The 4,124-nt window shown below is 45.8% G+C and carries 3 protein-coding genes; all 3 read left to right on the top strand.

Annotated features, from left to right (window positions below; genetic code table 11):
• Positions 1-396 precede the first annotated feature (396 nt).
• The 3 genes from msuE (at position 397) to B2Y23_RS14785 (ending at position 3,965) form a co-directional block, all read left to right on the top strand.
• Positions 397-1,131: an FMN reductase gene (gene msuE, locus B2Y23_RS14795; RefSeq protein WP_291371630.1), complete on the top strand. Its 735-nt coding sequence runs from the start codon at positions 397-399 to the stop codon at positions 1,129-1,131.
• A 35-nt stretch (positions 1,132-1,166) separates the two neighbouring features.
• A complete protein-coding gene (gene sfnG / locus B2Y23_RS14790) occupies positions 1,167-2,273 on the top strand; it encodes a dimethylsulfone monooxygenase SfnG (RefSeq protein ID WP_291371628.1) in 1,107 nt (368 codons plus the stop codon).
• Positions 2,274-2,549: 276 nt separating this feature from the next.
• Entirely contained in the window at positions 2,550-3,965 is a 1,416-nt protein-coding gene (locus B2Y23_RS14785) for a PQQ-dependent sugar dehydrogenase (protein ID WP_291371626.1), read from the top strand.
• The last annotated feature ends 159 nt before the right edge of the window (positions 3,966-4,124 follow it).

Below are 4,124 nucleotides of genomic sequence, written 5' to 3'. Positions count from 1 at the left end.
TCAACGATTAAAATATTCATAAGCGACATGAAAGATCTTGTGCACAGTGGTTTCTATTCTAACCATAGTCACGCATCTAAGGATATGCAAGATCTCACTATTTTTGCATTTAAGCCCACATTCGGATTAAGAAATTGACAAAATTCTGCATTTTCTTAATTTCTTTAAATCTAATCACATTTTGATATAAATTTTATCGGCTAACTCAAAATGCTTATTAACAATGAATATAAATATAAAAATCAAAAATTTAAAATAAACTAGCCGGCATTTTAGTGACTTTTTTCTTGATATCTGAAAATAAGATAACTTTTCTTGATTTACTTATTTTACAGAATAAGCCTGCTATTGATTAATAAACCTATTCCGAGATTTTATGTTTTAGGTTATTCCAAAATGTCTATTTTAAATGCGCAAAAACCCCTAAATATCGTTGCTGTATCAGGTGGCTTAAACAACCCTTCTAAAACCGAAGCCCTGGTTCAGGCCATTGTGGATGAATTAGCCGAAGCCACCCCAATCAATGTACATTTTATTAAATTTAGTGAAATCGGTTCTTTACTGGGCGGTGCGATTTACCGTAACCAGTTGTCACAACGTGTGCAAGATGACTTGGCCGCCGTTGAAGCAGCGGATGCAATCATTGTGGGCACCCCGGTTTACCGTGCTTCCTTCACAGGACTGTTCAAACACTTCTTTGACTTTGTAGAACAAACTGCACTGGTCGATGTCCCGGTACTCCTTGCAGCGTCTGGTGGCAGTGAGCGCCATGCTCTGGTACTTGAACATCAATTACGTCCATTATTCAGCTTCTTCCAAGCGCAAACTTTACCAATTGGGGTCTATGCAACCGACAAAGACTTTACCCCGGCATACACCATTCACAGCGAACTGCTGCGCGACCGCATTACTCTTGCGGTAGCACGTGCATTGCCAATCCTGGAATGGGCACCAGCGAAAGGCCAACGTGCTGAAGTCGTGAAAGAAAAATCTCAACAGGCTAACCAGAACCTCGGCATCAACAAGCAAATTGAGCAAGAAGAAGTGCTGCCTTCTGCGGCTGTTCCAAGTCTGGATGCTGCCGAAGCTCGCCTGCACAGCAAAAAAGTACCCAAGTCACAGGTGGCTTAAGGCAGCTAAAGAATTACATCCTGAGGGTAGACAGAATGTCGGTACAAGATAAAAACATTATATTTGCGTATTGGGTGCCAAACGTCAGTGGTGGTTTGGTGGTCAGCAATATTGAACAGCGTACAGACTGGAGTTATGACTATAACGTCCGGCTGGCGCAAGCGGCGGAAAACAGCGGCTTTGAATATGCCTTAACCCAGATTCGGTTTACGGCTGGTTATAATGCGGAAAATCAGCATGAATCGGTCAGCTTCAGTCATGGCCTATTGGCTAAAACTGAAAAACTTAAAGTGATCGCTGCGATTTTGCCAGGTCCATGGAAGCCGGCGCTAGCCGCCAAACAATTGGCGACGATTGACCATCTGACCCATGGACGTATTGCCATTAACGTGGTCAGTGGCTGGTTCCGGGGTGAATTTGATGCTATTGGCGAGGAATGGCCTGAACATGACCAGCGTTATGCGCGTTCAGAAGAATTTATCCGTAGCCTCAAAGGAGTCTGGACGCAAGATAACTTCAGTTTTGAGGGTAAATACTATCAATTCAAAGATTACACCCTGAGTCCAAAACCGGTACAAAAACCACATATTGAAATTTTCCAAGGCGGTAGCTCGCGTGCAGCCCGTGATATGGCTTCGCGTGTATCGGACTGGTATTTCACCAACGGCAACACCGCAGAAGAACTGAAAAAACAAATTGATGATATCCGTGAAAAAGCCAAAGCCAATAACCATGCCGTGAAAATTGGTGTGAATGCCTTCATCATTGCCCGTGATACTGAAGAAGAAGCGCAGGCTGTGTTGCAGGAAATTGTCGCCAAAGCCAATGTCCAGGCCGTGAAGTCTTTTGGTGATGCGACTCGTGAAGCCGGTGCTGCAACAGCAGAGGGTGAAGGGAACTGGGCAAAATCCACCTTTGAAGATCTGGTGCAGTACAACGATGGCTTTAAGACCAATTTGATTGGTACACCGCAGCAAATTGCGGAACGTATTGTTGAACTTAAAGCAGTCGGAGTGGATCTGATTTTGTCTGGCTTCCTACATTTCATTGAAGAAGTGGAATATTTTGGACAAAAAGTGTTGCCATTGGTTCGTGAACTGGAAGCGCAACAGCTCGCTGTTGTCACATCCAAGTCTGCTTAATCTCGGTAATCAAACAGACTGTACACGAACTCAAACTATAATAATGAAATGGCATCTCCAATTTTCCCTCAAGGCTCGGCTTGGGGGATTTTTTTGTACCGCAGGAATTTCAGCTCCTGTGTGAGTTATAGGGGGTTTCTTTTGCTATGCCTGGCTTGCCTCATCGCTGCAACGCGATAACCAATTGGCAACCAGAAAAAACAAGAACAGCATGGTGGTAGCCTGCACGAAATTTTAAAGTAAGGCGATAGCGGCCAACAATAAGCTGGAAAAAAGATGTCTGCTCAATTTCTACTGCCCCTTGCGGGTTCTGCCATCGTATTGGCACTCACCGGATGCGCCTCGCCATCCAACTCCCCTGTCACAGACAGTTATGGTCCTCAACCGCATCTGCCTGAACCCAAATCAGGTTTGTTTCCTACGGTGAATATTGCTCCGGCCAAAGGCTGGCCTGCGGGCGCTATGCCTACCCCCGCTAAGGGTTTGAAGGTACAGGCCTTTGCCCAAGAACTTGAGCATCCGCGCTGGCTGTATGTGTTGCCAAATGGTGATGTGCTGGTGGCTGAAACCGATGCACCGCCCAAGCCGGATGACAGCAAGGGCATTAAAGGCAAAATCATGAAGCTGCTGATGAAGCGTGCCGGCTCATCGCATCCGAGTGCCAACCGCATTAGCTTGCTGCGTGATAGCAATGGCGACGGCGTGGCTGACCAAAAAACCGTATTTCTACAAAACCTAAATTCTCCATTTGGTATGGCGCTGGTCGGCAATATGCTGTACGTAGCCAATACCGATGCCTTAATGCGCTTTCCTTATCAAAAAGGTGCAACTCAAATTACAGCAAGCGGTAGCAAAGTATTGGATTTACCCGGCGGCCCCCTCAATCACCATTGGACCAAAAATGTCATTGCCAACCCTGCGGGCACTAAACTCTATATTACTGTTGGTTCAAACAGTAACGTGGCTGAAAATGGCATCGACAAGGAAACTGGACGCGCACTGATTATGGAGTTTGATATTGCAAGTAACAAAGCACGGCCATTTGCTACAGGTCTACGCAACCCCAATGGGATGGACTGGCAACCGCAGAGTGGCGCGCTATGGACAGTGGTGAATGAGCGCGATGAAATTGGTAATGATCTGGTGCCCGATTACCTGACCTCAGTAAAAGATGGGGCTTTTTATGGCTGGCCCTATAGTTATTATGGCCCACATGTGGATACGCGGGTCAAACCTCAAAAGCCTGAACTGGTCGCACGTGCGCTTAAACCGGATTATGCTCTGGGCAACCATACCGCCTCCTTAGGCCTGACATTTTATAAGGCTCAATTGATGCCGCAATATCGCAGTGGTGCGCTGATTGGTCAGCATGGCTCATGGAACCGTAAACCGCATAGCGGCTATAAAGTGATTTTTGTGCCATTCCAAAATGGCCAGCCTTCAGGTATGCCGCAAGATGTATTAAGCGGTTTTTTAAATGATCAAGGTGATGCACTTGGACGACCTGTTGGCGTAGCGGTTGATCGTTTCGGGGCAATATTGGTCGCCGATGATGTCGGCAATACGATTTGGCGTGTATCACCCATCGGGACAATGATGGATAACCGGCCAATCAATAAAACCATCAGCCCGGCTTCTGCAAGTCAACAGCCTGTAAGTTCACAACCTACTACAGAAAAAGCAGCAGAGTAATAATGACTTAATCAAACCGTCTATGCTCTGCAATTGATGTTCATCCATAACAATAAGTTTTGGGCAATTTTTACAGAAGGATACACTTTGCCTTGAGCACTGATGAATTACAAATCAAATGAGATAAAAAAAGCCCGACATCCTGTCGGGCTTTTTCGT

The sequence above is a fragment of the Acinetobacter sp. UBA5934 genome, assembly GCF_002430855.1.
Taxonomy (GTDB): domain Bacteria; phylum Pseudomonadota; class Gammaproteobacteria; order Pseudomonadales; family Moraxellaceae; genus Acinetobacter.
This window is presented reverse-complemented; position numbering and strand designations above follow the sequence as displayed.